This is a genomic window from Virgibacillus necropolis (assembly GCF_044793635.1).
GTDB classification, from domain to species: domain Bacteria; phylum Bacillota; class Bacilli; order Bacillales; family Amphibacillaceae; genus Virgibacillus_F; species Virgibacillus_F necropolis_A.
The window spans coordinates 300,845-324,608 of the sequence record NZ_CP084992.1; the positions used below are offsets into that span (position 1 = coordinate 300,845).

Consider the following 23,764-nt stretch of genomic DNA (forward strand, 5'->3'; position numbering starts at 1 on the left):
TTTCTAATGAAAAATTGATTTAAGTCGGTATTTTTGTACACGTGTTCCATCATATATTGATAAATAATCAAAAATATAGCGGTCTGAATCATCTACATAGGTAACTTCCCATAACGGTTTATTGTTTTCCATCGCAGGGGTAATATCTATTAATTCACAGTTTTGACATTGCTGTTCCCATTGATCCTTAATTTGTTGCTTGGTAATAATTTTTGACCCATCAATAACGGTTGGTTTATTGCTTTTTTTATCCAGTGGGACAAAAATAATTTTATCATCACCACTTTTTGTTGTACCAAAAATAACATGAAATTGATGTTCTCCATTATATTTTGTAACATTTTCAATTTGTGACACATTTGTTTTGTCCAATACTTCTTTTTTTGTTTCTTGATAATTTGCTGTTCTACTTTGTTGAATATCACTATATAAGAAAAAAAGATAAATAAAACAAGAAATAAGCACAAAAATAAGACCAATTATTCCCCACCTTAACCAATTAGGCCTATTATTATGTACGGTATATCGTGAATTTTGCTTGCGCATTATTCTTTTCATCTAATGCTAATCCAAACATTAGATCATCTTCCTTTAAAGTTCTATTTAGTGTATCAACAATTTTGTATAAATCTGATGAATAGGCAATCTTTACGGTAGAAAGTGTTTCGTATTTTTTATCCATCAATTTCCCTCCGATTATAAATCCTTCTTGTTTTATCAATTTTTTCTACACATTTTACGCTTTGCTCCTGAGCATACTATAAATACCGCTTGAAAAACATTCACCATTTATTATAACAAGCATTTAGTTCCGTTTGTTGTATTTTTCAACAAAATAATTATCCTAACCCAATCTTTTTCACTGATGTACAAAATTGTACATCAGTCTTTTTTTTATTTTTAGGCTCTTTTCGTATGCATTGTTGCTTTTCATCTTCATAGTTGATATATATTGCGACGTAACTGCTGGTTGATTTCCGATGCGGACAGTTGCTTTCCGCGGGCACGGCTTCAGCCTCCTCGCGGAAGACCACAAGGCCACTGAAAAAGTGGTGGATTTTAAAAATTTAACTTTACAGCTTAACTTAGCATTTCGAATATACGGAGACTCCTGCGGGAAGCAAGAGGTCGGCGAGACCCCGCAGGACGGCAGTCCGAGGAGGCTTGACACTCGCCCTAAGGTGCGCGAAGTATATTCGAATATGCGATGGTGGATCCACATATTTAGTACTATACTTTAACTTTTTCAGTAGCCTCGAAGACCACCGCTGCGGGGTCTTCAGACTCGTTCTGTTCCCGCAGGAGTCAACTGTCCTCCGCTCCAATCAACTGCCATAGGTGAAAGAAGCCATATAGCACTGCTTCCAGTCACTATGTTAGCGTAGTGTATTTCCGGAGCGGTATGCTATGACACAGTTTATATCTATTCTCTTAAAAGCAACAATCTTTTGGAATACAGCCTATTTTTAAAACCATTCATTCGCTTTATCCATGAGCTCATGTGTCGAGGTATAACTTGTCGGTATATCTGGAATTGATTCTGTAAAATATTTGCTATATCGCGCTTTCATCATCCGTGCATCGCATACGAATACAATTCCTCTATCATTTGATGATCGAATCAGTCGGCCAAACCCTTGTTTGAAACGAATGACAGCATTGGGTAGTGACAATTCAAAAAAGGCATTTTTCCCGTGCTCTTTTAAATAGTTTGACTTGGCTTCATATACAGGGTGATTCGGTGGCTGAAAAGGAAGCCTGACAATCACTAAACAAGAAAGATCTTCTCCGGGAATATCCACGCCCTCCCAAAAAGAGCTCGTTCCCAATAAAATGGCTTTATCAAAGTTGATAAAATTTTTCTTTAACCTGGAACGACTACCACTGGAGATACCTTGAGCAATTAACATATATTGTGTATCTAGTATTTCTTTTAATAAATAATAAGAACGTTTTAACATGTCGTAAGATGTAAATAGGACTAACATGCGTCCTTTCGTAATCTCAGCTAATGACAAGATTGCTTCGCAGGTAGAATAAATAAAGTCATCAACATTATTACCCTTTACATCAGGAAAATCATTTGGAACCAAAAGTTGTACTTGATCATGATAAGAAAATGGTGATTTAATTTTATTTGTTAGTAGACGGTCTTCCGGTATTCCCAACCGTTTTTTAATAAATGAAAAGGATTGTTTCATTGTTAATGTTGCGCTCGTTAGAACAATGCTTTCTTTTTCACGAAATAGGTCTTTAGCTAATAAATTAGAAACTTCAATTGGTTCACTATACAAAAATGCAGCGTTTTTTGCACCATACGCTTCAATTTCAATCCACTTTACATGTTGTGCATGATCATCAATCAAAAATAAATGTTCGACTCGATCAATATACGATTGCAATGCCATAATGGTTACTAAAAAATCGTCTTGAGTTGATCTGTCTAATGCATCAATTTTTAATAGTTGCTGTTCCGTATAGGTAAGCAAGTGAATAAGATCACGAAGGTAAAAGGTCAACCTTGTCGCCATTTCTTTAATGGTTTGCCAATCCCTAGTAGTCTCTTTGTCTTTGTCAAAGCGATATTGAATTCGCCCAACATCACTCACCGCTCTTTGACTGCGATTCTGATCTGTCACAAATTGAAAAAGCATGCGAAATAAGTCGTCTATTTCATACTTAGTTAACGCGAATGTTTCATTCCATTCTGGTATATCGATATCATTATTACCTATAATTCGTGCTAGCCAATTCCCATCATCAGTTGCACCGATGTTGTTTAATGTGTATTGAAAATTAGTATAATCCAGTTTGAGTCCATAATGTTTTGACACTGTTTCTTCTAAGTGATGCGCCTCATCTACAATTGCTTTTTGATAAGAGGGAATAAATTGGAAATCATTAGACATATCCGTACAAAGCAATGCATGATTTGTAATAATAATATCGGCTTGCTGCGCATTTTTACGTGCTTTTTGATAAAAGGAATTTTTTGACCATGGTGATGTTTGATCATATACTCCTTCCGTTTCAGCGGAAATTCGTTTATTAAACATAAACCCCTTGGACGGTAATTGAATTTCCTCAAAATCTCCATTTACCGTTTCGGTTAACCAAACAAGAATCATTGCTTTTGTTAAGGTAATATCATAATTATCGTTCGTACCATCAACTAGTTCTTTTTCAAATTTCTCAAGGCTAATATAATGCTGCCTTCCCTTTAATAACGCTGTTTTAAAATCAAACGGAATGAGCTTTTTTACTAATGGAATCTCATTATCCAACAGCTGAGATTGTAGTTGTGTCGTATATGTACTTATCACAATTCGTTTTTTCGATGAAACTGATTCATATACCGCCGGGATTAAGTAGGCTAATGATTTTCCCGTTCCTGTTTCTGCCTCGATTAACGCATGCTTTTTCCCTTGAAAGGCATCATATATCTCCTCAGACATTTCCCTTTGCCCGATTCGTTTCTCATAATGATCCATCAAGTTATCCATTGATCCATTTAGTTCATAAATCGAATCCAAATACTCTCCAAACGAAGATTGAACTCGTAGTTTTTCGACTTGTTTTTCGTTTGCTTTTTTAAAGGCCAATCCTTTATAGGAGGTAATATCTGATTGTTCTTCCATTGAGAATGCTTGTGCCTCTCTCCTTGTGAAAAGAAGTTCATACAGATCTGATTTCAGCTTTTTTTCTAATCGTAGTAAATGGTCAATTGTCTCATATGGTAATGATGCAAGCTTTTGCTTTAAATTTAAAAATAATGAAGCAGTTACATATGCATCAGAAATTGCCCGATGAGGATCAGTATGTTGTATATCGGTATATTCAGCAAGCTGGCCAAGTTTATAGCTTGGTGCTTGAGGAAACAGAATCCGTGCGAGTTCAACCGTATCAATTACTGGGTTTTTTAATGGCTTTTTATTATTTTTAATAAGTTCAGCATTTAAGAAGCCTAGATCAAAGGGAACATTATGCGCAATTAGATAACTATCCTCAAAAAATGCCACGATTTCATCTGCCTTTTCTGAAAAGCTCGGTGCATCTTTAACATCTTCATCCGTAATTCCTGTTAAATTTGAAATGAATGCTGGAATAGATTTATCTGGATTTAGAAATGTACCATATTCCCCTATAATTTTATCATCTTCAATAATAACAATTCCTACTTCAATAATTTTATCATTATTTGTTGGTGAATGACCTGTCGTTTCAAGATCAATTACAACATACCTATTCATTACTCCACCTCAGTCACTTACACATTAAACAAAATTTATTAACTCGGGCGCTTCCACTTTTCATTATCTAGCTCCAGCGCCCATTGCCTAGTGCCCTTCCTTCTCCTCCTTACAATAAGTCAACATCGAATCGCTCCGCTCTTCGTGTTTCCTTTATTTCATACGGAGCCATCCAGGTCATACGGCAATTAACGGGCGCTTCCACTTTTCATTATATATGAAAAACTCTTATCATTCGAATATGATAAGAGTTTTTCTCCATTCACCGCAGTTTTAGGGGTATAAAACCCACCTTTAACCCGTGCAAGCTAATGTTAGTTCAACTAATATTCAGTGTGTAGAAAAAGAAAACCACACTAAATGAAGTTTCGCTTTATTCAAAACCTTTACATTTCCGTAAGTGGTGGTTCTTGTTCAATTACTTGTTCAATTTTATTATCTTCATTCATTAATGCAACTTTAGGTTTAAATGAGATTAACTCTTCATCAGATAGTAGTGCGTAGCTAACAATTATTACTGTATCACCTGTTTGAACTAGTCTTGCTGCCGCTCCATTCAAACAAACAACACCTGAACCACGCTCGCCTGGAATGACATAAGTCTCTAAACGAGCACCATTATTATTATTAACGATTTGTACTTTTTCGTGTGGCAAAATTCCCACTTTATCAATAATATCCTGGTCGATTGTCACACTACCAACATAATTTAAATTAGCCTCCGTTACTCGTGCACGATGAATTTTGGCTTTCATCATGGTGCGAAACATACGATTTCCCCCTACTTCAAACGTTTAGCTATTTCACCATTCTTATCAAACAACAGATTATCAATTAATCTTGCTCCCTCAAAATAAACAGCGGTTGCTAAGATTACTTGTTGTTCAATCACAGAAACTGGCTGTAAATCCGGATAACTTAATAATTCTACATAATCTATTTTACCACTTGTATAACAATTAATCGTATCCAGAACCTCTTTTACAACTATATCAGGATTTTTCTCACCGTCAACTACTAGTTGTCTTCCATTTTCCAAAGCTTTATAGATCCACGGGGCTTCCTCGCGTTCCTCCTGACGAAGATTAACATTTCGGCTGCTTTTTGCCAATCCATCTTGCTCCCGAATAGTTGGTAATGCAATGAGCTCCATAGGAAAATTTAAATCCTCAATAAGTGCATCAACAACAGCTACTTGTTGGGCATCTTTCCTGCCAAAATAGGTTTTAGTCGGCTGTATTATATGAAACAGTTTTGCTAATACAGTTACTACTCCTTGAAAATGTCCGGGACGTGACCTCCCACACATTACATTAACACGATCGGTTACATCCAAAGTTATTACCATTTTTCTTGGATACATGTCCTGTGTATCAGGGATAAACAGGACATCAGCACCTGTTTCTTCCGCGTGAATAATGTCTTTTTCTTCATCCCTGGGGTATTGTTCATAATCCTCACTTGGACCAAACTGTAATGGATTTACAAAAATACTGCTAACCACTATATCATTGTCTTTTTTAGCTTGTTCCATTAACGCTAGATGACCTTCGTGAAAAAAACCCATAGTAGGAACAAAACCAATTGTTTTATTATCAGTTAGCAATGATAATGCTGTTTCCTGCATTTCATGAACCGTACGAATAATCTTCATTTTTTCTACCTTCTTTTTTGTCTATATCTTTTTATAAAAACTCAGCATTCGCCTCGTCTTTATAAAACGTTTATACATCCCTTATCTGTGAAATAAAGCTATGCTTCTCAGTTGGAAATGTTTGACCAACAACCTCTTCACGATACGATTCAATTGCTTGTTTTATGGCAACATTTAAATCCACATATGGTTTAACAAATTTCGGCAAACGATCCACACCATATTTTAAAATATCATGATAAACCAATACTTGTCCATCACAATTTACCCCTGCACCAATGCCGATTGTTGGAATTGATAACGCGTCTGTGACTGTTTTTGCAAGCTCCATCGGTACACATTCCAACACTAATGCAATAGCACCGTTTGCTTCTAACTGCTTTGCGTCTTCAACTAATTTGTCGGCCGTTTTTTTGTCTTTTCCTTGTACTTTATATCCACCTAAAACATTTACGGACTGTGGAGTTAAACCTAAATGGGCTACCACCGGTATACCAGCTTCCGTTAAACGTTTGGTTAAGGTTAATAATTCTGTTGTAGCACCTTCAATTTTTAATGCCTGTGCATCTGTTTCTTGAAAGATATTACGTGCATGTAAAAGAGATTCTTCTAATGAAATATGATAGGACATGAATGGCATATCCACAACCATAAATGTATTAGGAGCACCACGTTTAACTGCTTTTGCATGATGAATCATATCATTTACAGTTACTTTAACAGTTGAATCATATCCCAAAACAACCATACCCAGAGAGTCCCCAACTAACAGCATGTCCATCCCAGCTTCTTCAGCTAACTTTGCTGCCGGATAATCATATGCGGTTAACATCGTCATTTTTTTCTTTTCCTGTTTCATAAGCTGAAGGTCAATTCTTGTTTTCATTTTTTTCTTCTCCTCCAAACCAATCAATTTCGGCAGAATACATTTTTTGGATCTGCCCGTCATCATTTTCTATTAATAATGCACCATCACTTGCAATCCCATTAAACCTAGCAATCCAAGACTTTTTCATGGTGTTTATTTTAATCTCTTGACCTATTTTAAAACCATAGCTTTCCCACTTTTTCTTAGCATCTGAAAACCCGTTCATTATATAGTGGTCATAAGCTGGTTCAATTGATTGCAGTATTTGTTGTATTAAATCCTTAATCGATCTTTCCTGGTTAGACGCTATATGTAGTGATGTTGCTTTTTCACTTAGTTCCTCTGGAATATCGTGGATTGAATGATTAACGTTAATCCCGATTCCAATCACAATATATTGAATTTGATCTTGTTCTGCCTGCATTTCAGTTAAAATACCCGCTGCCTTTTGTTGATTAATCAACAAATCGTTTGGCCATTTTATTTGGGGGGTAACCCCTAATTGCTTGTCAAAAACATCCGCGATTACAGTAGCTGTTAAAAGGGTTAATTGTGGTGCTAAGTAAGGAAGAATCTCTGGTCTTAGAATGATACTCATCCAAATGCCTTTATTTTTACTGGAATACCAAGAGCGATTCATTCTTCCCTTGCCTTCTGTTTGTTCATCAGCAATTACAACCGTTCCATGTGGTGCGTTTTCACTTGCTAATTTATGGGCTAAATGTTGTGTCGATGTTGCGGATGTCTTGTGAATAATTTTTTTTCCTAGCCAATTTGTTTGCAGTCCCCATTGAAGGGTATTCTCGCTAGTTTTAGCCGGATACTCAATAATTCTGTAGCCTTTTTTTGTTTTGCCTTCAATCTTATAACCGTCTTCTTCCAATTTTTTCATATGCTTCCAAATGGCCGCACGTGATATTTGCAGGTCATCAGACAGCTGCTGTCCGGAAATATAATTGGAATCATTTTCAGCTAATAATTTGATTAATTTGTTGCGGGTGGATTCCATTTTATCCAATCCTTTAATTCATTATTTTTATTGGGCACATGGTTTAGTACCACATGTTTTTCTATGTCATTTAAGATTTCTTGCATCCAGGGACCTCTACGTTTGTTTGGAAATAAAGAAATAAGGTCATGCCCGTTCACTTGCAATTCCTCCCTAGAATGGATGACAAGTGAATCATGAATGGAGATCACCTCATTTTTAGTGAGACGGTGGTTTGGGTATAGCACATTAATCAAACGTACGAATGCATCAAAGTATGATGCGCTTAAACAATAGACAAACCATTTATTAAGTCCATGCTCTAGATAATAATCTATTGAAGTTATTAACTGCTTAACATCCCGTTTTTCCTGGTTGGAACACTTCCATGCATCAAACCATTCCTTGATAGAAACGGATGGTTCTAAATAATGAAAAAAAACTACAACCTCTGAAAACCCTCCTAGTGGGCTGACCTTTATTGGAATTTCATACATTATATACGGATAGTTTATCATAACAGGAAGGTACTTATATATTTCTGTGCTTTTCAAATATTCAATTCCATTGTTAATATATGCCCCTCCAAAGAACTTAGTAATTTCAACACGCAGGCGTTCAACTGCAAGCTGTGTAATTTCAGGACTTATCGTTTGCATATCACTTAATGTATTGGGATTAATAACAAATCCTAGTTGACTTGAAAAACGAAGCGCACGTATAATTCTCAACGGATCTTCATGGAATCTCGCGCTACCTTTACCAACTGTTCGAATAACTTTTTGATCAAGATCTTTAATGCCATTAAACAAATCAATGATGGTACCTGAGTTATCCATCGCTAAGGCATTTATGGTAAAATCTCTGCGCTTTAGATCTTCATCGATTGTTTGAATAAATTCAACGTTGTCCGGGTGGCGGTTATCCGAATAATTTCCATCGATACGAAAAGTTGTTACTTCATAGGACTTATGTAAATGTCTAACAATGACTGTACCGTGCTCTAATCCGACAGGAATTACGTTTGAAAACATTCGCTGAACGTCTTCAGGTGGTGCAGAAGTAGCAATATCAATATCAGAAATTTTTCGTTTCAATAAAAAGTCACGCACACATCCACCTACAAAGTAGGCTTTAAACCCGTGTTCTTCTAGTTTATCTATGATATGTACTGCTTCTTGAAATGTTTGATCAAGCATTCCGTTCACCACTTTTTCTTTAGTTTCCTGTTAAAACACGATCGTATATATTTTGGTATTGTTTTACAATTTTTTCTGAATGAAAGTATTCCCTAGCACGTGTGTGTGCATTTTGTGAAAATCGTTTTAGCAATGCATCATTCTGTAATAATTGTAGCGCAAAATCAGCAGCTTTGTCAGTATCACCTACATCCACAAGATAGCCGGTTTCGTTATGTTCGATTACCTCTGGTATACCGCCAACAGCTGTTCCAATACATGGAACTTCACATGCCATTGCCTCGAGTAACACTAAACCGAAACTCTCTTTTTCCGATAAAAGTAATTTTAAATCAGATATGGATAAAAGATCACTAATGTTTTTTTGCTTTCCTAAAAATAATACGTCATCTTTAAGTCCTAATGAATCAACTAACTGGCATACGTTTGAGTATTCAGGTCCATCGCCAACAAGTAACAATTTGGATGCAACCTTTTGTTTAATCTTTTTAAATGTATGAATTACATCCTGGATCCGTTTTACTTTGCGGAAATTTGAAATATGTATAAGTACTTTGTCGTTCTCATTAATTCCATACTCTTTCTTTATGAAAGATATTTCTTTCTTTTTATATTCATTCTCATTTACGAAGTTATATACCACATCGATATTTTTGGTTACACCGAGCATATCTTTCGTTTGATTCACTAGACTTTTTGATACTGCCGTTACTGCATCGGATTGCTCGATTCCATGTTTTATCATCTTTTTAAATGTTTGATCTATACCTAATACTGTAATATCCGTTCCGTGTAAAGTAGTTACTATTTTAACGTCATGACTAGCAATATCTCTCGCTAGTATCGCACAAACGGCATGAGGCATCGCATAATGTACATGAAGAATATCGAGCTTTTCGCGATCGATTACATCCGCCATTTTATTTGCTAATGCAAAGTCAAAAGGAGGATATTGAAAGACTGGATAATGGTTTAGTTCCACTTCATGATAAAAGATTGATGGATTAACTTGATTTAAGCGAAATGGTAGGCTCGATGTAATAAAATGAATTTCATTCCCCTGTTCGGCAAGTAACATACCTAGCTCCGTTGCAATTACACCTGATCCACCTACAGTTGGATAACATGTTATACCTATTTTCATCATTTATCTATATCCTTTTGTTTATTTTGTTTTACAACTTCTCTCCACTGAAAATCCCCACGTTCCAAAGCACGGATTAATATTTCACCTGCAGCCAAATTAGTTGCTAATGGAATAAGATGGACATCACAAAGACGCATTAAAGCACTAACATCTGGTTCGTGTGGCTGTGCAGTCAATGGATCACGGAAAAAAATAACCATATCCATTTCATTATTTGCCACCATCGCCCCAATTTGTTGGTCCCCACCCTTTGGTCCAGATTGAAATCTATGGATTGAAAGATTTGTTGCTTCATTTATTAATAATCCTGTTGTACCCGTAGCAAATACGGAATGCTTCTTGAGTACATGACTATAAGCAATACTAAAACCGATTATTGCTTGTTTCTTCTCGTCATGTGCTATCAATGCAATATTCATGATTCTACACCTACTCTACAATAATTTATTATCATTTATTTATTTTTTAGTCCAACGATTTTTATCACGGGTCTCTATTTTATTAATCGATCGATTAAATGCATCGGATAAATCAATGTCTAGCGAATTGGCAAAACTAATGAGAACAAATAACATATCTCCTAACTCATCCTCAATGGCTTTCTCCTGTTCTGAATCTTTTTTTGGTTTCTCTCCATAATAATGGTTAACTTCCCGAGCCATTTCGCCGAGCTCCTCTGTTAATCTAGCCATCTGAGCTAAAGGGGAAAAGTAACCTGTTTTAAATTGTGAAATATAATCATCTACACGTTGCTGCATTTCAGTTGTTGTATATGTTTTTTTATTCGATGCCATCTATATTCCCCCTGAAAAATTATTAACTCCCTTCATGTTAGCTAATAGGCATTAATTTGACAAATTATTGACCTGTAAATACTACTGTATTGTTCATTTGGTTATAATTGGCTATAATAGGAAAAGTGCGCTTTTGTAAGATTATATCAACAGAAAAGGAGGCTTTCACAATGGTATTTGGGATAAAAATTAAAAACGTCATCTTTATTTTAATAGGTGCAGCAATCTTTTCTTTTGGCATTGTTCATTTTAATATGCAAAACAACCTAGGTGAAGGTGGGTTTACTGGTATTACATTATTAATGTATTTCTTATGGGGATGGGATCCGGCCATAACAAATATAATATTAAATGTTCCAGTGTTTTTTATCGGCTGGAAATTTTTAGGTAGGAATACATTTATTTATACAATCATCGGAACACTTTCGGTATCTTTATTTTTAGCAATTTTTCAAATCAACCCTATCCAAATGGATCTGCATTCTGATATGACCTTAGTAGCACTATTTGCTGGTGTATGTATTGGCGTAGGCCTAGGAATCATTTTCCGATATGGAGGAACTACTGGTGGAGTTGATATTATCGCTCGACTTGTCCACAAATATGTTGGTTGGAGTATGGGTAAAACTATGTTCATGTTTGATGCAGTAGTAATTACAACTTCTGTTATTACTTATTTGGAGTTAGTCGAAGGTATGTATACATTGGTTGCTGTTTACATAGGAGCACGTGTTATTGATTTCATCCAAGAAGGAGCTTATTCTGCGCGTGGAGCAACCATTATTTCAAGTAGAAGTGATGATATTGCAAAAGTAATCATCAAGGACATGGACCGTGGAGTAACAGTGTTAGCAGGAAAAGGAAGCTTTACAGGTGAAACTCGTGATGTATTATATTGTGTGGTTGGTAGGAACGAAATTGTACGATTGAAAAACGTAATTAATAGCATTGATCCTCATGCATTTGTAGCTGTAAGTTCTGTTCACGATGTTGTTGGAGAAGGATTTACTCTAGATGAAAATAAAAATCCAATTATTGATTAAGAAAAGCGCAAGCGCCTATGAACTGTGCCCACGCAATAATGTGGGTAGTTCGATGTTGCTCATGCTTTGTGCGGTTTTAATCGACATTCCTTCAACCAGAAGATTATATGAACATGACTATTATACTTTCCTTGCTATTAAAAAAGGATGGCCGCTTGGCCATCCTTTTTTTACTATTTTTCTTAGTCATTACTTACAAACATTAAGATGAATCGGATTAATTCTGCAAGTGCAACTAATGCCGCTGCAACATAAGTTAATGCTGCCGCATTTAGAACTTTTTTCGTTTCACGTTCTTCATTGTTATTAATAACACCTGTCGATACTAATTGTGTCATTGCCCGACTGGAGGCGTTAAACTCAACTGGTAATGTAACAAATTGGAAAAGCACTGCTGCTGCAAAGAAAATTATACCGAATAATACCAGATTCATCATTCCAAATATAAATCCACCAATAATTAAGAAGATTGACAAGTTAGAACCAAGACTAGCTACTGGTACTAAAGCAGTTCTAAATCTTAAGAAAGCATATGATTCAGCATCTTGTATTGCATGGCCAACTTCATGTGCTGCAATGGAAGATGAAGCCATTGACTTCCCATGGTAGTTACTACTAGACAAGCGGATGACTTTTTTTCTTGGATCATAATGATCGGATAAAAAACCACGTGTTTCTTCTACTTGTACATTATAAATACCATTATCATTTAATATTTTTCGAGCAACTTCTGCCCCTGTCATCTGAGAAGATGTTGCTTTCTTTGAATATTTCTTATATGTTCTCTTAACTCGAGATTGCGCCCAAAATGGGATGATTAATAACAAGGCAATATAAATGATATATCCACCAAGCGACATTTTCATTCCTCCAAATAATAGTATATCTATCTAAGGTCAATTTTAGTCAAAAACTTAAATTAAGTCAACTGTTTGAATTGTTTTTCTGGCGCTTTTTTTCTTCTTTATATTTAATCCAACTAACATAGGCCAGTGCAATAACGATAGTTCCACCTACTGCTGTGATAACCCAAAATAAGGAAGTCATGCTTTGAACGAGATTCACTATCGATGAATAAATTAAATTTTTCATATGTGATCAACCTCTCGCAAACATTTACTATATTAATTTATGTTAGCGAATGGGAGGTTATAACTACATCTGTTAAAGGCTTAGCTTGTTTTTATTTTGAATTGTTAACAGGTAGGCAATAAAAATTGATAAAATACTTAACCAAAAAGTAAAGTAGCCAATTTCATTCATATACTTATCTAGGGATGAGTAGACAGGCATCATACCGAATACATAATCAATTACATCATTATGTAATGTCCATATTGCAGCAAACACAATATGGCGTAACTTGATTCGATAATATGGTGCATACAGTAAACCCTGTATTGCCATAGCACCATGTGAAGCTATCAGCATATAGCCTTGCCAGCCAAGAAATCCTGTTTCAATTAAGGTGAGAAGGTTCATGACAACTGCCCAAACACCATATTTAAATAAGGTAATGATTGCAAGTGCTTCAATGTATGGGACATTTTTTTTGAATAGGAAAAAGAAGATTACAATCGTAAAGAACAGACTTGCGGTCGGGCTATCCGGAACAAATATCAGAAAAATATCTGGTGTAGTTGCAAGTTGGGATTCATACCAAATGTATCCATAAATCGTTCCGAATAAATTAATCAAAAACAATAAAAGTAAAAATAATTTATCACGCAGTATGTAATGGAACATATCAAAATTCCTTTCGTTGCAAGCGTCAAAACTTACTTTTTCATTTATATAATATGTAAAAAGACACCTTCACCAATTCAGTTGGCAAGGTGTCCTTTTATAACTATTCGTTATTTATTTTGCTTCTTCATTAACAGAAACAATAAAGTCTGCTAATGCTTCTAGCTCTTTGTCAGTCCCTTTGAAAATTCCGGCAGGCATACTTCCAGTACCTTCCTGTGCAATTTTCATAATTTCTTCTTTTGAACGATCAATCCCTATTAATGATGGTGCCGCTGGGCCACCTTGAAGCGAATCTCCATGGCATGTCATACAGTTACTTTCATAAACTGCATAGCCAGGATTTTCTTTATCAATTTCAGTTGTAGGGACTGGCTTATTAGCTTCCGCACGAGCTTCCCAATCTACATGAGAAGCGGATTCCCAAGTAAGTAACATAACAGATGCAAGACCTAAAATCATCATTGCAACAGCAATTGGTCTTTGGTGTGGTTTGCGTCCAGGTCCATTATCTAAAAATGGCGCTAGTAGTAAACCACCAAATGCTAGTCCCGGAAGAATAATGATACCAAATAAAGTATATGGTCCACTTGCAAAGTCATATTTTAAAAGTTCATATAGAAATAAGAAATACCAATCTGGCAGTGGTATATAAGTTGCATTTGTTGGGTCAGCTACACCTTCTAATGGCGAAGGATGCGCTAGCACTAAACATAAAAATCCAACTAAAAATACAGCACCAACTAACCACTCTTTTAACAAGAAGTTAGGCCAGAAAGCTTCCGTTCTACCGGGATATTCAGAATAATCTTTAGGTATATTCGGTTTACGGTCGGTAGATATACGTGAATCTCCGACAAACTTCATTCCTTTACCCTTATGCACGGCTTTCCCTCCTTTTTATAGTGGTCCAGAAATTCCTTGTTTACGAATTAGCATAAAGTGAGCTGCCATTAACCCGAACAATCCAGCTGGTAAAAAGAATACATGGATTGCAAAGAACCTTGTTAATGTTTGTGCTCCAACAATACTTGGATCACCTGCTAGTAACGTTTTTAACTGCTCGCCAATAAATGGTACTTGTTCAGCGATATTCAGTCCAACCTCTGTTGCGAAATACGCTTTGTTATCCCAAGGTAATAGATAACCAGTAAAACCTAGACCAAGCATTACAAAGAATAATAATACTCCAATCATCCAGTTAAGTTCACGTGGTTTTTTATATGCGCCTTGGAAAAATACGCGCAATGTATGTAACAAAAGCATTACGATAACAACACTAGCACCCCAATGGTGCATGCCTCGTACTATTTGACCATGTGCTACCTCTGTTTGTAGATAATAAACAGATTTCCAAGCGTTTTCTATATCCGGAACATAGTACATGGTTAAGAACATACCTGACAAAATTTGAATTACAGTAACAAAGAATGTCAATCCACCAAAACAATACACAAAAGCTGAAAAGTGATGTGCGGGATTAACATGTTCTGGTACCTCATGATCTGCAATATCACGCCACAAAGGCGTAATGTCTACACGTTCATCAATCCAATCATACATTTTCTGTAGCATTTGTTATTACGCCTCCCCTCTAGGATGTGCATTTCCTAAATACAACATACCATTTTCAACTTTTGATTCGTATACATCAAGTGGTGCTAATGGAGGTGTGTTCGGTACATTGATACCATCTTTGGTGTAACGTCCTCCATGACATGGACAATAGAATTGGTCTGGAAATTTTTCGCTACCTTCCCAAGATACTACACAGCCAAGGTGTTTACATATTGGGGAAAGTGCCACGATATCGCCTTTATCATTTTTATAGACCCAAGCCGATTTACTAACTTTCGACTCGTACCAAGCATCTATTTGTTCGACTTTCCAATCCACTCGTTGTGGTTTGTTTGTAATATCATCGGCGGCAATACCAGCATTCGCTAAATCTCCTGATGATGATTTGGTTAATATTGGATCAACAGCCATTCCTAACATTGGAACAAGCATACCTGCGGCCATAAAACCACCTACACCTGTAAGTGTATAGTTCAGGAATTGTCGACGGGATACTTGTTGCTTTTTTTCGCTCATGTTTTTCCCCCCTCTTTTCATTTAATCACGGACATTATTATTATAAATCAGATTACTAGGACATAACAATGATAGCGCAAACTGCTTGTTCGGTCAATATGTATTCAAAAATGTTAACAAAACAGATGCATTTAATGCTGGGAGATTTATTTGTTGTCTACTAGCAAATAGTTGGTCCTGTTGAACGTACGGAAAGTTCGCCGTACTTTTCACATTCCCATCTATCTGTACGTCGCTGACCAGTCACCTACGCTTTTCTTTACTGTCTAGCTACGGCTCCTAGCGACTAGCAGATAGTTGGTCCTGTTGAACGTACGGAAAGTTCGCCGTACTTTTCACATTCCCATCTATCTGTACGTCGCTGACCAGTCACCTACGCTTTTCCCTTTACTCCATTGTTTCCCAATAGGAACGTATTAATTCACTGATCTGTGTTACTTGATCTTGAATAACACTGTGCATTTCCTTCGAGTACAGATCACCGGATTGGATGCCTGGTAACCATAATAGAGTTCCATTTAATAAGGCTTCATGTTTTTTCCATGTCGAATCAAATGTAATAAAGAAAGTGTGGTTAAACGGCTGACTAGACATATCTTCTACCCATTCATTTAACCTTGTAACTTCTTGCTGCTTGTCCGATTTTTTTAAATACGTATAATTCGGTGTCAACATAACTCTGCCTGCTAAATCTTTTTCAATTTCATTTATGAATATGGATAGAGCTTCACCCTGAAACCCACTTTTAGCTAACTCCGTATCATGTGATAAATGAAATGGTATTAATGGAACGATAATAGTATCTACATATTCTTTTGCTTGTATGTATTGTTCTAGGTCTTTTTTTACCCATTGCATCTCCTAACGTCCTTTCTTTGCATGAATAATTAATAATCCTATTAAATATTATCTTATTTAGACAAAAAAAATCAACCTATTGATTTAACAATTTAGGTTGATTTTGATTATTGTTAGACTCTAGTATATGTAGTTTCTTCGTAAGTTTCATAAACATGTGCTGATCATTTATGTCAAGGCTATAATCTATAGCTTCTTGAATTTTTTTCTTTTCACGATCATATACTACTTTTTCTAACAACTGAGTGGCGGTTTCTTCATCACTTTTCGTTATATAATAATCTTCAGGTATAAAGGGATTATCCTCTACCACCGCAACATAGGATGCATTCTGTATGGAATTATGAAAATTCAACTGAACATAGAGCGCTTCTTCTCGATTCATCCGAATGTCATGAAAAGATTTTTCAGCATCTGTTGTGACTAAATGATTTTTGTAAAAACGAAATGGTGCATCATCAGAACATTGACTGGAGATTATAATACCCCTTGGACAGAATTTCGCTTCACGAATAAAATGTACATTATTTAAGAGGTTATCATGATTAACTAAATAATTTAATATCCAAACACTCTCACGTTTCTTTAGCTGATAATGATTTAAAAACCATTCAATAAATGTTTTTTTATCTTGAATGGAAATAGGAGCTTGCATATCATTTTCCTCCCTCATTACATCTATACTAAATCTCGGTAGATTGAATTAAGCGATCCAAATATTCTTCAACATCTGTATCTAACGGCTGAATTTCTATATATTTTTGAAAAATACTTATTGCAGTTTCCGTTCTCCCCTCCTCGGTTAAGAAATAACCATATTCTTTTAAGAAATCACTGTCGTCACTTAGTCTATTGTATGCTTCACCATACTGAATTAATGCATCTTTATATAATTCTATTTCATTTAGTGCACGGGCAAGTTCCCAATCATAAAGAGGGTCATCTGCACCAAGATTCTTTATCTCGACTATTAATTCATGTATTTCATCATATTTTTCCTGTGCTTTTAAAATTTCGATTAGGAAAAGAACTGCCTCTTTATAATCTGGATCAAGAGCAACCGCTTCTCTAATATATTTTTCACTTTCATCATTTTTATTGATTTGGTGCGCTAAATTAGCTGCGTAAAAATAAAGCTCTTTATTGAAATCATCAAGCTGTAATCCCTTATTGATGGTCTCATATGCCTCATTTGTACGCTCTTCTGTTTCGTATGCTTTCGCAAGTTCATAGTAAACGGAAAGGTAATGGGGATCAATCTCTATAACATGTTCCCATGCTTTTATAGCGATATCATTCCGATTAGCATGTGCTGCGGTAAATCCATACTTAAACAATGTATCAGGGTTTTCGCTTTCTATCTCCTGGAAATAGGTTAACGCAAGTTCATACTCTCCAGATGCAGCATATGCTTCAGCAAGTCGATCATTAATAGATACATTTGCTACTTCGTTTGTTTTTGGTAAAACTTTTTCATGATACGTTATCGCTTTTTGATATTCCCCTGTTGAGAAGGCTAGCTCACCTAAAGCAAAATCAATTAAAGCCTCCTCCGGCTCAAGCTGTTTCGCTGCTAATAACTTCTGTTCCGCAACTTCAAACAGACCTTGAGCTTGGTATAGATCTGCCAGTTGAATCAATGTTTGTATATAAGCTGGATCATCTGACTTAATTTCATTCAATAAATTAACCGCTCTTTCATCATCATCCAATTCGATATAAATATCTGCAAGCATGACACGTAGTTCACCTTCATCTGGGTACTGTTGTAATAAATCCTCTAGAATATAACTTGCCTCTGGATATATTCCCCATTGTATATATAGTTCTGCAATCGTGAACTTTTCATCCTCATCTGCTGTTGGTACATGGCTTTCTAAAAGTTCTATCGCTTCTTTTGTTTTATTATTTTCCATTAAATGGACTGCTTCCATAATTGTTTCCATACTGTTCACCCCTTCAACACGAACTTCTTCCTACTATGACTTCCTACTAGCTACGTAACTTTTCTAAATCCTGAAAGAATCCGGGATAGGAAATGTTTATGCTAGAATCGTCATCAAGTATAATTTCATCTTTGGTAATTAGGGAAGCAATTGAAGACATCATTGCTATACGGTGATCATCATAAGCCGAAACCGTTCCACCTGTTAGTGGCGTTTTGCCATGTATAATCATACCATCTTCTGTTCCTTCAATGGAGGCACCAAGTGTTGTTAAAACGTCAACAACTGCATGAATTCGATCAGTTTCCTTATACCGAAGTTCCTCTGAATCTTTTATTATAGTTGTCCCTTTAGCTTGTGTAGCTAATAGAGCAATGATTGGAATTTCATCAATTAAACGTGGAATGATATCACCTTCAATCAGTGTCCCTTCAAGTTCACTATAGGCAATGGTTAAATCTCCAACTAATTCTCCATTTACCTCATTGATATTAGTGACTGTAATAATAGCCCCCATCTTCTTTAATACATCGATTATTCCTGTCCTTGTCTCATTTAATCCAACACGCTTAATCGATAGTTTACTATCAGGAACTATAGCAGCACCTACAAGTAAAAAGGCTGCAGATGAAATATCCCCTGGAACTGTTACGTTTGTTGCGGTAAGAGACTTTTCATTTGTGATTGTGGTTGATAATCCATTTCTGACTATATCTGCCCCAAAAGCCGTTAACATATTTTCTGTGTGATCACGAGTAGGTGTTAGTTCGATAACTTCTGTTCTATTCTCAGCAAATAAACCAGCTAATAAGATAGCAGATTTAACTTGCGCACTTTTAACAGGTAATTTATATTGAATTCCAGATAAATGACCTTCTTCTATGGTTAAAGGCAATACACATTTATCATCTTTACATTCAATTTTAGCACCCATTTCACTTAAAGGTGAAGCAACTCGATTCATAGGTCTTTTGGATAATGATTCATCCCCAGTTACATTTGTTTGAAAGGGTAAACCAGCAAGAACTCCTAACATAAGTCTAGCTGTTGTACCGGAATTACCAAAATACAAATCATCGCTAGGCTTTTTTAAAGCTTTTACCCCTTTACCATGAATCCTGAGATTTGTTCCACTCTTTTCTATTGTTACACCCATTGATCCAAAAGCATCTATTGTACGCATACAATCTTCACCATCTAGAAAATTGGATACTTCAGTGATTCCGTTTGCTAATGATCCTATAATCACGGAACGATGTGAGACAGACTTATCTCCAGGTACCTCAATAACACCGGAAAGTATACTATTTTGCAGGGATAACGTTTTTTCAGCCATCATAATCACTTCCTATATTTTTGTCATTTTATTTATAAAGGTTTCCAGATAGTTCTGTAAATCTTCATCACTTAGTTCTAGAGTTACTGGATTGCCGATATCTTTTAATAACACTAATTGTATCTGATTATTTACAACCTTTTTATCTAATTTCATTTGATTGAATAGGCTGTCGATATTGATTTCTTTGATTAGTAATGGAAAACCATTATCCTTTAACCATTTATAAAGCAATTCTACAGGAAGGTTTTTGGAATAAATTGTGTTGCTTACTTCCATGGCAAACAGCATTCCAATTGCTACAGCTTCCCCATGTGCTAACTCACCATATCCGTATTTCGCTTCAAGAGCATGCCCCAGTGTATGGCCAAAATTAAGGTGAGCGCGGATCCCTTTTTCTTTTTCATCTGCTTGCACAAAGTGAGTTTTTATTTTAATTCCACGAAAAATATGGTCTTTCAAAGTATCGTTTGTTACCTGGCTTAGTTTTGTTTGCATAATATTATCAAAAAGACCTTTGTCAGCAATCAAAGCTTCTTTCACTATTTCTGCGTAGCCTGATCGAACTTCTTTTGCTGGTAACGTCTGTAATGTTTGGACATCATAAATAACAGCTTCCGGTGGATAGAAACTACCGATAAGGTTCTTTCCTAAAGCATGATTAATTGCAACTTTACCACCGACACTACTATCATGAGCTAAAATAGTTGTAGGAACTTGAATATAGTCAATGCCTCGCATATACGTTGCAGCAACAAAACCGGCTAAATCTCCTACAACACCTCCCCCAAGTGCAATAACAAGGGACTCGCGATCAAGTCCAAACTGTATTGATCTAGTGTGTAAGTATTCAAAATCGGCAACACACTTAGATTTCTCCCCTTCTTCAATAATTGAATGAAATACATGTGGATGACCTTCAAGGCTTTCCTTAAGATCATCTAAATAAAGATCAGCTACACGTTTATCGGTAACAATATGAATCACCGAATATTTTTTTGGTAAAAAGTGTTTTGTTTGATGGCGTATATTTTCATCCACGTATATAGGATAACTATTTACACTTGTTTTCACTTCCAGATTAACCATTAAAAAGACCTGATCTCTTCGCGGTAATCTATTATTGCTTGTTGTAATTTGGGAAATTGATCACAAGGGAATTGTTCTGTAATAGCCTTAGCCAATTCAAATGCTACGATATGTTCCATCACTACTGAAGCTGCAGGTACGGCACATGAGTCAGAACGCTCGATACTAGCATTGAAAGGCTCTTTTGTTTCTATATCAACACTTTGTAATGGTTTATACAGCGTTGGAATTGGTTTCATAACACCTTTTACTATTATCGGCATTCCTGTAGTCATTCCACCCTCAAATCCACCTAAGTTATTCGTTTTTCTGTAATACCCAACTTCTTTACTCCAAGCAATTTCATCATGTACCTGACTTCCATTTCTTCTTGCAGTTTCGAAGCCTAATCCAAATTCAACACCTTTAAATGCATTTATACTCGCTACACTCCCAGCGATGCGTCCGTCTAACTTACGGTCGTAATGAACATAGGAACCGATACCAGCTGGCATCCCTTCTACATATACTTCTACTACTCCACCAATTGAATCCCCTTCTTTTTTGGCTTCATCAATGGTATCCATCATTATTTTTTCAACATTTTTATCTAGCGTACGTACAGGAGATTCTTGTGAAATCGTTTGACGCTCTTTACTAGTCAACTGGTCATTTTCTTCAGCTTTAATTCCTGCTATTTCTTTTACATAACCAGTTACTTCGATACCCAAATGCTTTAACAATGTTTTTGCAACTGCCCCTGCAGCTACTCGTGCGGCCGTTTCTCGTGCAGAAGAACGCTCAAGAACATTCCGCATATCACGATGCCCATATTTTAATGCACCATTCAAATCAGCGTGACCAGGTCTTGGTCTTGAAATTGTACGTCTGATTTTGGTCTCATTTTCTAATGGGTCCTCCCCCATAATATCTGTCCAATGCTTAAAATCATCATTATGTATTACTAGAGAAATAGGTGATCCTAATGTATATCCGTGTCGAACTCCACTGGTTACCTCTACCAGGTCTTTCTCAATCTGCATACGTTTCCCTCTGCCATGACCTTTTTGTCGTCGTAATAGAGAATGATTAATATCATCCTTTGTTAAAGGCATATGTGATGGCAAACCTTCAATAATTGTTGTTAATTGCTTTCCGTGTGATTCTCCTGCAGTTAAATAGCGCATTAGGAGCCCTCCTTCATGATTTTAATTTCTATCTATCATAACAAATTTATTAAGTAAAAAGGAATAAAAATATAAAAAGATTAGAAAAACTCTTGCCAAATGACAAGAGTATTATTATTTCTTTTGATAAAAGAACGTGTCTATTAACGAGAGGTTGTGTGTTTGAGGAGTGAAGATTTGTTCTGTGCTCCCAACAAATAACACCCCATTCTCGACTAATGATTTACTAAAATTTGAATAGATGATTTCTTTTGCTGTATCGGTAAAATAGATTAATACATTTCGACAAACAATCAAGTTCACTTTATTAGGAAATCGATCTGCTAACAAATTGTGCTTTTTAAATAGGATCATCCTTTTAAGCTTTGGATCAATATGGTAAAGGTCGTGGTGAACCGTAAAATACTTATTCTTCAATTCAGTTGGCAAGTCCTTTAACGCCTGTTCCTGGTAAATACCTTGCTTTGCCTTAGCCAATGCTTGTTCATCTATATCTGTCGCAATAATCTTAAATGTATGGTTTGGAAAGTACTCCGTAAGTACCATCGCCAAACTATAAGGTTCTTCACCGGTAGAACATGCTGCGCTCCAAATCGTGATTTCCTCCGTCCCTTGAAAGAGTAAAGGAAGTATTTTACTTTGAAGAATATGCCATCTTTTAGGATTTCGGTAAAATTCTGAGACATTAATAGTAAGCCTATCCACAAATTCCTGTAGTAATAGATGGTCCTTATTCATTGCAACTCCATATGTATGAAAATTAGTATATCCTCGCCTATCTCGTAACGAAGTAATTCGTCGTTTCATTTGGGTCTCTTTATATAAAGAAAGATCGACACCAAGCTTACGTTTAATTTGTAAAATAAATTCGTTATATTCCTCAGACATCTCCATACTCCTATTCAAAACAGCATTTTAGAAAACCCAGGCTTGGTGATAGAACTAATTACGAAAGCCTTACATTGTAAAGAAAGCCCCCGTTAAGAACGGAGGCTAAATTTAATCAATTAGTAAATCCAAGCGCTATCTTGTTTTGAATAAGAAGTTACTTCTTTTCCAGCAAAGAATAGATTAAGTTCTCTTTCTGCACTTTCTGCAGAATCTGAACCATGAATTATATTTTTTCCAACTGTCATTCCAAAGTCACCACGAATTGTACCAGAAGCAGCCTCTAATGGATTTGTTGCCCCCATCATATCACGTGCTGATTTGATTACATTTTCGCCTTCCCAAGCCATTGCGAAAACTGGACCTGAAGTAATAAAGTCAACTAATTCGCCAAAGAAAGGACGTTCTTTGTGTTCACCATAATGAGTTTTAGCTAAATCATCTGAAATAACCATAAGTTTAGCTCCAACTAATTTAAATCCCTTACTTTCGAAGCGTTTAACGATTTCTCCTACAAGATTACGTTGTACTCCATCTGGTTTTACCATTAAAAATGTTTTTTCCATTTCTTACACCTCTTCTATTATGTATAGTGATTAGCATTCAATCAGCCGTTAAAATTCTATCAAACATTTGGAAAAATAACAATGTATTTATCGCAGTGACAGATAGCATAACCTCTCAAGCTCCAAAATAGA

The 23,764-nt window shown here is 35.9% G+C and carries 26 protein-coding genes; 1 reads left to right on the top strand and 25 read right to left on the bottom strand.

What is annotated here, in order from left to right:
• Positions 1-3: 3 nt before the first annotated feature.
• The 11 genes from LG329_RS01510 to LG329_RS01560 all read right to left on the bottom strand — a co-directional run bounded on the left by LG329_RS01510 (position 4) and on the right by LG329_RS01560 (position 10,900).
• Positions 4-546 (bottom strand): DUF5590 domain-containing protein, encoded by a 543-nt coding sequence (locus LG329_RS01510; protein ID WP_404452822.1) that lies wholly within the window; start codon positions 544-546, stop codon positions 4-6.
• Complete coding sequence (locus tag LG329_RS01515; RefSeq protein WP_404452823.1) at positions 512-682, bottom strand: YpmA family protein; 171 nt, start codon at positions 680-682, stop codon at positions 512-514. Before LG329_RS01515 ends, LG329_RS01510 begins: the two co-directional genes overlap by 35 nt.
• Positions 683-1,466: 784 nt before the next feature.
• The gene (gene dinG / locus LG329_RS01520) at positions 1,467-4,250 is read right to left on the bottom strand and encodes an ATP-dependent DNA helicase DinG (RefSeq protein WP_404452824.1); all 2,784 of its coding nucleotides are present in this window, start codon (positions 4,248-4,250) and stop codon (positions 1,467-1,469) included.
• Between the two features lie 386 nt (positions 4,251-4,636).
• Positions 4,637-5,020 carry an aspartate 1-decarboxylase gene (panD, locus tag LG329_RS01525; protein WP_404452825.1) on the bottom strand — a complete coding sequence of 128 codons (384 nt, stop codon included), beginning with the start codon at positions 5,018-5,020 and terminating at the stop codon, positions 4,637-4,639.
• An 11-nt stretch (positions 5,021-5,031) separates the two neighbouring features.
• Entirely contained in the window at positions 5,032-5,904 is an 873-nt protein-coding gene (gene panC, locus LG329_RS01530; protein WP_404452826.1) for a pantoate--beta-alanine ligase, read from the bottom strand.
• Between the two features lie 70 nt (positions 5,905-5,974).
• Positions 5,975-6,790 carry a 3-methyl-2-oxobutanoate hydroxymethyltransferase gene (panB, locus tag LG329_RS01535; protein ID WP_404452827.1) on the bottom strand — a complete coding sequence of 272 codons (816 nt, stop codon included), beginning with the start codon at positions 6,788-6,790 and terminating at the stop codon, positions 5,975-5,977.
• Positions 6,774-7,781 (bottom strand): biotin--[acetyl-CoA-carboxylase] ligase, encoded by a 1,008-nt coding sequence (locus tag LG329_RS01540; RefSeq protein ID WP_404452828.1) that lies wholly within the window; start codon positions 7,779-7,781, stop codon positions 6,774-6,776. Before LG329_RS01540 ends, panB begins: the two co-directional genes overlap by 17 nt.
• A complete protein-coding gene (locus LG329_RS01545; protein ID WP_404452829.1) occupies positions 7,757-8,959 on the bottom strand; it encodes a CCA tRNA nucleotidyltransferase in 1,203 nt (400 codons plus the stop codon). Before LG329_RS01545 ends, LG329_RS01540 begins: the two co-directional genes overlap by 25 nt.
• 19 nt (positions 8,960-8,978) lie before the next feature.
• Complete coding sequence (gene bshA / locus LG329_RS01550; RefSeq protein WP_404452830.1) at positions 8,979-10,106, bottom strand: N-acetyl-alpha-D-glucosaminyl L-malate synthase BshA; 1,128 nt, start codon at positions 10,104-10,106, stop codon at positions 8,979-8,981.
• Positions 10,103-10,525 (bottom strand): methylglyoxal synthase, encoded by a 423-nt coding sequence (gene mgsA / locus LG329_RS01555; RefSeq protein WP_404452831.1) that lies wholly within the window; start codon positions 10,523-10,525, stop codon positions 10,103-10,105. Before mgsA ends, bshA begins: the two co-directional genes overlap by 4 nt.
• Before the next feature lie 39 nt (positions 10,526-10,564).
• The gene (locus LG329_RS01560) at positions 10,565-10,900 is read right to left on the bottom strand and encodes a nucleotide pyrophosphohydrolase (RefSeq protein WP_404452832.1); all 336 of its coding nucleotides are present in this window, start codon (positions 10,898-10,900) and stop codon (positions 10,565-10,567) included.
• Positions 10,901-11,070: 170 nt separating this feature from the next.
• On the opposite strand from LG329_RS01560, the gene LG329_RS01565 reads away from it, so the two are divergent.
• On the top strand, positions 11,071-11,943 hold the full coding sequence (locus LG329_RS01565) for a YitT family protein (RefSeq protein WP_404452833.1): 873 nt from the start codon (positions 11,071-11,073) through the stop codon (positions 11,941-11,943).
• A 182-nt stretch (positions 11,944-12,125) separates the two neighbouring features.
• On the opposite strand, the gene LG329_RS01570 is transcribed toward LG329_RS01565, so the two are convergent.
• The 14 genes from LG329_RS01570 to ndk form a co-directional block, all read right to left on the bottom strand.
• A complete protein-coding gene (locus LG329_RS01570) occupies positions 12,126-12,803 on the bottom strand; it encodes a zinc metallopeptidase (RefSeq protein WP_404452834.1) in 678 nt (225 codons plus the stop codon).
• 64 nt (positions 12,804-12,867) lie between these two features.
• Positions 12,868-13,035, bottom strand: a complete 168-nt coding sequence (locus LG329_RS01575) for a sporulation protein YpjB (protein ID WP_404452835.1) — start codon at positions 13,033-13,035, stop codon at positions 12,868-12,870.
• A 72-nt stretch (positions 13,036-13,107) separates the two neighbouring features.
• Complete coding sequence (locus tag LG329_RS01580) at positions 13,108-13,689, bottom strand: DUF1405 domain-containing protein (RefSeq protein WP_404452836.1); 582 nt, start codon at positions 13,687-13,689, stop codon at positions 13,108-13,110.
• A gap of 114 nt (positions 13,690-13,803) precedes the next feature.
• A complete protein-coding gene (locus LG329_RS01585; protein ID WP_404452837.1) occupies positions 13,804-14,574 on the bottom strand; it encodes a c-type cytochrome in 771 nt (256 codons plus the stop codon).
• Between the two features lie 15 nt (positions 14,575-14,589).
• Positions 14,590-15,264 carry a menaquinol-cytochrome c reductase cytochrome b subunit gene (gene qcrB, locus LG329_RS01590; RefSeq protein WP_404452838.1) on the bottom strand — a complete coding sequence of 225 codons (675 nt, stop codon included), beginning with the start codon at positions 15,262-15,264 and terminating at the stop codon, positions 14,590-14,592.
• A 6-nt stretch (positions 15,265-15,270) separates the two neighbouring features.
• Positions 15,271-15,783, bottom strand: coding sequence for a ubiquinol-cytochrome c reductase iron-sulfur subunit (locus tag LG329_RS01595; RefSeq protein WP_404452840.1), 513 nt, complete (start codon positions 15,781-15,783; stop codon positions 15,271-15,273).
• A 387-nt stretch (positions 15,784-16,170) separates the two neighbouring features.
• Positions 16,171-16,641 carry a YpiF family protein gene (locus tag LG329_RS01600; RefSeq protein ID WP_404452841.1) on the bottom strand — a complete coding sequence of 157 codons (471 nt, stop codon included), beginning with the start codon at positions 16,639-16,641 and terminating at the stop codon, positions 16,171-16,173.
• 76 nt (positions 16,642-16,717) lie between these two features.
• Complete coding sequence (locus tag LG329_RS01605; protein ID WP_404452842.1) at positions 16,718-17,296, bottom strand: ReoY family proteolytic degradation factor; 579 nt, start codon at positions 17,294-17,296, stop codon at positions 16,718-16,720.
• Positions 17,297-17,324: 28 nt separating this feature from the next.
• Complete coding sequence (locus tag LG329_RS01610; RefSeq protein WP_404452843.1) at positions 17,325-18,587, bottom strand: tetratricopeptide repeat protein; 1,263 nt, start codon at positions 18,585-18,587, stop codon at positions 17,325-17,327.
• Between the two features lie 46 nt (positions 18,588-18,633).
• Positions 18,634-19,923 carry a 3-phosphoshikimate 1-carboxyvinyltransferase gene (aroA, locus tag LG329_RS01615; protein WP_404452844.1) on the bottom strand — a complete coding sequence of 430 codons (1,290 nt, stop codon included), beginning with the start codon at positions 19,921-19,923 and terminating at the stop codon, positions 18,634-18,636.
• 12 nt (positions 19,924-19,935) lie between these two features.
• Positions 19,936-21,012, bottom strand: a complete 1,077-nt coding sequence (gene aroB / locus LG329_RS01620) for a 3-dehydroquinate synthase (RefSeq protein ID WP_404452845.1) — start codon at positions 21,010-21,012, stop codon at positions 19,936-19,938.
• Positions 21,012-22,178 carry a chorismate synthase gene (gene aroC / locus LG329_RS01625; protein ID WP_404452846.1) on the bottom strand — a complete coding sequence of 389 codons (1,167 nt, stop codon included), beginning with the start codon at positions 22,176-22,178 and terminating at the stop codon, positions 21,012-21,014. The genes aroB and aroC overlap by 1 nt, the downstream gene beginning before the upstream one ends.
• Positions 22,179-22,292: 114 nt before the next feature.
• Positions 22,293-23,066 carry a CheR family methyltransferase gene (locus LG329_RS01630; RefSeq protein ID WP_404452847.1) on the bottom strand — a complete coding sequence of 258 codons (774 nt, stop codon included), beginning with the start codon at positions 23,064-23,066 and terminating at the stop codon, positions 22,293-22,295.
• A 119-nt stretch (positions 23,067-23,185) separates the two neighbouring features.
• Positions 23,186-23,632: a nucleoside-diphosphate kinase gene (gene ndk, locus LG329_RS01635; protein ID WP_404452848.1), complete on the bottom strand. Its 447-nt coding sequence runs from the start codon at positions 23,630-23,632 to the stop codon at positions 23,186-23,188.
• Between the last annotated feature and the right edge of the window lie 132 nt (positions 23,633-23,764).